Origin of the sequence: Alcanivorax sp. MD8A, from assembly GCF_002888555.1 — a bacterium.
Taxonomy (GTDB): Bacteria; Pseudomonadota; Gammaproteobacteria; order Pseudomonadales; family Alcanivoracaceae; genus Alcanivorax.
This window is the reverse complement of record NZ_AQOQ01000064.1, coordinates 1-5140: the sequence shown is the minus strand read 5'-3', so window position 1 is coordinate 5140 and position 5140 is coordinate 1. Positions and strand designations below refer to the sequence as shown.

7 protein-coding genes are annotated in these 5140 nt (G+C 60.8%); 5 read left to right on the top strand and 2 right to left on the bottom strand.

What is annotated here, in order from left to right; translation table 11 throughout:
• Positions 1–49: 49 nt before the first annotated feature.
• Entirely contained in the window at positions 50–1351 is a 1302-nt protein-coding gene (locus A15D_RS16870) for an ISL3 family transposase (protein ID WP_102792875.1), read from the bottom strand.
• Between the two features lie 78 nt (positions 1352–1429).
• On the bottom strand, positions 1430–1876 hold the full coding sequence (merR, locus tag A15D_RS16865; RefSeq protein ID WP_006911920.1) for an Hg(II)-responsive transcriptional regulator: 447 nt from the start codon (positions 1874–1876) through the stop codon (positions 1430–1432).
• A gap of 73 nt (positions 1877–1949) precedes the next feature.
• On the opposite strand from merR, the gene merT reads away from it, so the two are divergent.
• The 5 genes from merT (at position 1950) to merA (ending at position 4825) form a co-directional block, all read left to right on the top strand.
• Positions 1950–2300 carry a mercuric ion transporter MerT gene (gene merT, locus A15D_RS16860; RefSeq protein WP_027965778.1) on the top strand — a complete coding sequence of 117 codons (351 nt, stop codon included), beginning with the start codon at positions 1950–1952 and terminating at the stop codon, positions 2298–2300.
• 13 nt (positions 2301–2313) lie between these two features.
• Positions 2314–2610 (top strand): mercury resistance system periplasmic binding protein MerP, encoded by a 297-nt coding sequence (gene merP / locus A15D_RS16855; protein WP_022519794.1) that lies wholly within the window; start codon positions 2314–2316, stop codon positions 2608–2610.
• A 2-nt stretch (positions 2611–2612) separates the two neighbouring features.
• The gene (gene merF, locus A15D_RS16850; RefSeq protein WP_033988342.1) at positions 2613–2870 is read left to right on the top strand and encodes a mercury resistance system transport protein MerF; all 258 of its coding nucleotides are present in this window, start codon (positions 2613–2615) and stop codon (positions 2868–2870) included.
• A 73-nt stretch (positions 2871–2943) separates the two neighbouring features.
• Complete coding sequence (gene merF / locus A15D_RS16845) at positions 2944–3183, top strand: mercury resistance system transport protein MerF (protein ID WP_102792874.1); 240 nt, start codon at positions 2944–2946, stop codon at positions 3181–3183.
• Positions 3176–4825, top strand: coding sequence for a mercury(II) reductase (gene merA / locus A15D_RS16840; protein WP_082051506.1), 1650 nt, complete (start codon positions 3176–3178; stop codon positions 4823–4825). The genes merF (A15D_RS16845) and merA overlap by 8 nt, the downstream gene beginning before the upstream one ends.
• Positions 4826–5140 lie beyond the last annotated feature (315 nt).

Here is a 5140-nt window from a genome sequence, read left to right as displayed (position 1 = left end):
TGGGTATCCGGATTAAGTGGTAGATGGAGCCCCTTGCTCCTTCGAACCCTTAACTCTTCCAGAAGGTTGATAGATCGACGCCGTAGTTTTTCTCAGGCTCGGGAAGACCCATGCTGTAGGTCATGGTGGCCTTGCCCAGGAAGGGGGATTCCTTGGTCTGCGGCACCTTCTTCTTGTGCTTGGTGGTGTAGAGCATCCGGGCCCGCATCACCTCGAATGAGTAGCCACGGCCATCGCGGTTCTTATCCTTGGCCAGCCGGTTGATTGACTCCGTGAAGGCGTTGGTGATCGGGATGTCGGTCTCGAAGTAGGTCAGCATCTCCTCATGCCAGCCACTGATAGCACTGACGAGATCTTTCCAGACCTCCTTTTGCCCCTGTGGGATGTCGTCAATCCAGGCAGTCAGCGCCTTCTCGGCGTCACGCCGGGTTGTGGCGTCCCAGATGTGGAAGAACCGCTCCTTGTGCTCGTAGGCCGCCAAGAGCTGGGGGAATGCCCCTGTCCAGGTCTCCATGATGAGCCGTTCGCGATCTGAGACATCGTGAGCGCGCTTCAGCAGGATCTTCCGGTCACCCTTGAGGGTTCGGCGCTGGTTGGACGTCAGCTTTTTCCTGAGCCCCTTGCGGACCTTTTCCAAGGCCTCGTTGGCCATTCGCACCACATGGAACTTATCGACCACAATGCGAGCCTGCGGCAGTACCGCCTGGACAGCACGGCGGTAGGGTTTCCACATATCCATGCTGACGATCTCGACCTGGTGGCGCTCGGTCATGCTCATGAGGCGCCTCGTCACCGCGTCCTGCTGGCGACCGGGCAGCAGGTCCAGTAGGGTACGCTCCTCCAGGTTGGTCAGGATGCAGCGGTAGCGGCGGTTCAGGTACAGCTCGTCGATCCCCAGGCAGCGGGGTGTCTCGAAACGATGCCAGGCTGCCAGGAACTCAGCCTTCTTCTTGAATATCTCGCGGACAGTCTTCTCGTCGAGGCCCGTGGTATCAGCCACGTAGGCGTAGGGGTGATTGAAGGCTTCCTTCTCGACGTGGTTGTAAAGCCTCCGCGTCATGCGGTGATCGTCTACCATTTCCGGAAGAGCTGGCCGGAACGTCCTTCCACACGCCCGGCAGGTGTAGCGGCGACGGACCACCCAGAGGGTGACCCGCTTTCCGTGGATGGGTAGGTCGCGATAGGCCACATCGCGCTTGCCGAACCTGACAAACTCACTCTCAACGCCGCATTCCTCGCAAGCTAGAGGCTCAGGAGCTTCGACCTGGTAGTGGAGATCATGCTCTTCCATCTTGGTGCCTAGGACGTGGTACTCGGGAAGGTGAAGGATGTTGTCAGGCAAGCTAGTCATGCAAACTTTCCTTGTCGACATGGTCCATAGATGATCGCGACTCTTTGACCGCGTTGTTTTCAACGAACTGAAGGTGAGTTACTCCCTTGGGTCTTCTGCTTCTCTGAGCCCTTCATGCAATGACGCAATTAGCGGGCAAGTGATATTGCCTTGTTGTGCATGGCATCTGTCGACCATTTCGCTCAGCACCTTCTCAATTCTTTCAAGCCTGTCGATCTTCTCGCGAACGTCCCCTAACTTGTGCTCTGCGAGAGCACTGGCTTCTTGACAGTGGGCGCCATCTTCCAGCCGAAGTAGGTCACTGATCTCATCCAGACTAAAGCCCAGCTGCTGCGCCGTTTTCACGAACGTCAACCTGTCGATATCGGCGGCACTATAGCGTCGAATACCTCCGGGAGGGCGTTCGGGCTCCGATAATAGCCCTCGTCGCTGGTAATAGCGGATTGTCTCGACATTGACGCCGGCCGCCTTGGCCAGGCCGCCAATGGTCATGGTGTCCGCCACTTTATCTGCATGTCTCTTCATGATGCTTGACTCCGTACCAAGCTACGGAAGTAACCTTATCGTAGCTCCCCCCATCCCGAAAGGAGAATCGTCAATGCGGACATCTAAAACGGGGCGAGGGCCCCTGGCCGCCGGAGGAGTCGCGGCCCTCCTGGCCTCGGCGTGTTGCCTCGGCCCGCTGGTGCTGATCACGCTGGGCGTTTCCGGCGCCTGGATCAGCAATCTGGCGGCGTTGGAGCCCTATCGCCCGCTCTTTATCGGCGTCGCGCTGGTGGCGATGTTCTTCGCCTGGCGTCGCGTCTTTCGGCCAGTGGAAAAGTGCCAGCCGGGAGAGGTGTGTGCCGTGCCACGGGTCAGGACGGGCTACAAGGCGATCTTCTGGCTCGTATCGCTGCTGGTGCTAATCGCCCTGGTATTCCCCTACATCTTGCCCCTGTTCTATTAAAAGGAGATCTACCATGAAAGCTCGTTTCGCCTTCATCGCGCTACTCGCCCTGCTCAGCACGCCCGCCTTAGCGGCCCTGCAGACCGTGACGCTGTCGGTGCCGGGCATGACCTGTGCCGCCTGCCCGATCACCGTCAAGGCCGCCCTCAACAAGGTGGACGGCGTCTCGCAAGTCGACGTGAGCTACGCGGATCTCGAGGCCGTGGTCACCTTTGACGACGCCCGAACGTCGGTGGAGGCATTGACCGAGGCCACCATCAACGCTGGGTATCCATCAACCCCGACATCCTCGCAAGCGGATCGAGAGTGATCATGAAGAATCCCAAGCCCCTGCTGCGCGTGAGCGTGATCGGCACCGTCCTGGTGGCATTGTGCTGCTTTACGCCGATCCTGGTGATCCTGCTTGGCACGGTGGGCCTGGCGGGGCTGACGGGCTATCTCGACGTTGTGTTATTGCCGGCCCTGGCCTTCTTCATCGGCCTGACCATTTATGCGATTTGGCGTAAGAAGCAGTTCGACGCCTGTTGTGACAACGGCTCTATCAAATCAAGGAATACGCCCCCTGAGTGACATCAAGCAGCTGCACATCGCGGTCATCGGGTGAGTTGTTTACGAGCTTGCCCGCCACGGTGAAGGAATAAGCGTGAAAGATTCGCAGAAATTTTTAAGCGTCGTGCTTGGCACCGGGTTGATGGTGCTGTGTTGCGCCGCGCCAATCGCCCTGGTGCTATTCGGTACGGCGGGCCTGGCCGCGTTGGCAGGCTATCTCGATTACCTGCTGTTTGCCGCCCTGGCCATCGGCTTGTCTCTCTACGCGCGATACCACAAGCGGAAGCAGGATGCCGGCTTTACTAATGAAGACTCGGAGAAACGTGATGATTGAACTCAACGTGAGTGGCATGACCTGTGACCGCTGTGCGGATCATGTCAGGGAAGCCCTGGAGAAGCTGCCCGGCGTGCAGTCGGTGGAGGTATCCTATCCTCAGGGGACGGCATCGGTAGCCGTTGATCCGGAGACACCGGCCTCGGCGTTGACGTTTGCCGTGACCCGACTTGGCTACCAAGCTCGACTGGCCAACAGTGGGCCCACTTCCCCGGCAGGCGCATCGGTGTCCAAGGGCCGTGATGAAGACGCCCCGCACATCGCGGTGATCGGCAGCGGCGGCGCCGCCATGGCGGCGGCCCTGAAAGCCGCCGAGCGCGGCGCCCGGATCACCCTGATCGAACGCGGCACCGTCGGCGGTACCTGTGTCAATACAGGCTGTGTGCCTTCGAAGATCATGATTCGCGCGGCCCATATTGCCCACTTGCGTACGGAAAGTCCCTTCGATGCAGGCCTGAGCGCCCAGGCGCCGGTGGTGGATCGGGCCAAGCTGCTCGAGCAGCAGCAGCGACGTGTCGAGGAACTGCGTGACGCCAAGTACGAGGGGATTCTGCGCGACCACCCGGCCATCACGGTCCTGCACGGCGAGGCCCGGTTTATTGATGCCCATAGCCTGATGGTCAAGCTGAACGAGGGCGGCGAGCAGGTCGTCCACTTCGACCGCGCCTTAATCGGTACTGGCGCCCGACCGGCAGTACCGCCGATCCCGGGTCTTGCCGACACCCCCTACCTGACCTCTACCAGTGCGCTGGCCCTGGACACCCTTCCCGAGCGGCTGATTGTGATCGGCGCCTCGGTGGTGGCCCTGGAACTGGCCCAGGCCTTCGCCCGGCTGGGCAGCCGGGTCACGGTGCTGGCCCGCAGCCGCCTGCTCTCCCAGGAAGACCCGGCGGTAGGGGATGCGGTGGAGGCGGCGTTTCGCCGCGAGAGCATCGAGGTCCTCAAGCAGACCCAGGCGAGCCGCGTGGACTACACCGACAATGAATTCATTGTCGACACCAACGCCGGCACCTTGCGGGCGGATCAACTGCTGGTGGCCACCGGACGGACACCCAATACCGAGGCCCTGAACCTGGCGAGCCTCGGCGTGGAAACCGCACGTGGGGCGATTCTGGTCGATGAGCATCTGCACACCACGGTGCCGGGGCTCTATGCCGCCGGTGACTGCACCGATCAGCCGGAGTTCGTCTATGTCGCCGCCGCCGGGGGCAGCCGGGCTGCCGTCAACATGACCGGGGGCGAAGCCACCCTGGACCTGAGCGCCATGCCGGCGGTGATCTTCACCGACCCCCAGGTGGCCACCGTCGGCCTGACGGAAGCCGAGGCCATCGAGCAAGGCTTCAGCGTCGATACCCGCGAGCTGGACCTGGAAAACGTGCCGCGTGCGCTGGTGAATTTCGACACCGGTGGTTTCATCAAGCTGGTGGCCGAACGCGACTCGGGCCGGTTGCTGGGGGTGCAGGCGGTGGCGGGGGAAGCCGGTGAGCTGATCCAGACGGCGGTGATGGCGCTACGCGCACGCATGACCGTACACGACATCGCCAATGAGCTATTTCCCTACCTGACCATGGTGGAAGGGCTCAAGCTCTGTGCCCAGACTTTCACCAAGGATGTGACGCAGTTGTCCTGCTGTGCCGGGTGAACGATATGAGCGCGACCGTGGTGCCACTGGGCGGCGGCACCACGGGTTTTGGGCATGGACACCACAGGGAGCTCTGTCACGATGAACACGACACTACCCGATTGCGGGATGATGGGGGCGATGGGCTGGATAATGCCAGTGATCGGAATTGCCCTACTATTGCTGCTGGTCCTGGGCATCGCCTGTTTGGTGAAGTATCTGCTCTCTAGCAAGTGAGCGTACTGAGCGAGCCATCAACCAGCTAATCCGTTGTGGGTTGAGTTTGTCGGCCACCTTTCTCTCTCGCATACCAACCAGATAATCCGGATACCCATT

What these genes read in the sequence shown, in the direction of transcription:
- A15D_RS16870 (WP_102792875.1), bottom strand. Translation starts at nt 1,351, where the DNA reads ATGACTAGCTTGCCTGACAACATCCTTCACCTTCCCGAGTACCACGTC.
- merR (WP_006911920.1), bottom strand. Translation starts at nt 1,876, where the DNA reads ATGAAGAGACATGCAGATAAAGTGGCGGACACCATGACCATTGGCGGC.
- merT (WP_027965778.1), top strand. Translation starts at nt 1,950, where the DNA reads ATGCGGACATCTAAAACGGGGCGAGGGCCCCTGGCCGCCGGAGGAGTC.
- merP (WP_022519794.1), top strand. Translation starts at nt 2,314, where the DNA reads ATGAAAGCTCGTTTCGCCTTCATCGCGCTACTCGCCCTGCTCAGCACG.
- merF (WP_033988342.1), top strand. Translation starts at nt 2,613, where the DNA reads ATGAAGAATCCCAAGCCCCTGCTGCGCGTGAGCGTGATCGGCACCGTC.
- merA (WP_082051506.1), top strand. Translation starts at nt 3,176, where the DNA reads ATGATTGAACTCAACGTGAGTGGCATGACCTGTGACCGCTGTGCGGAT.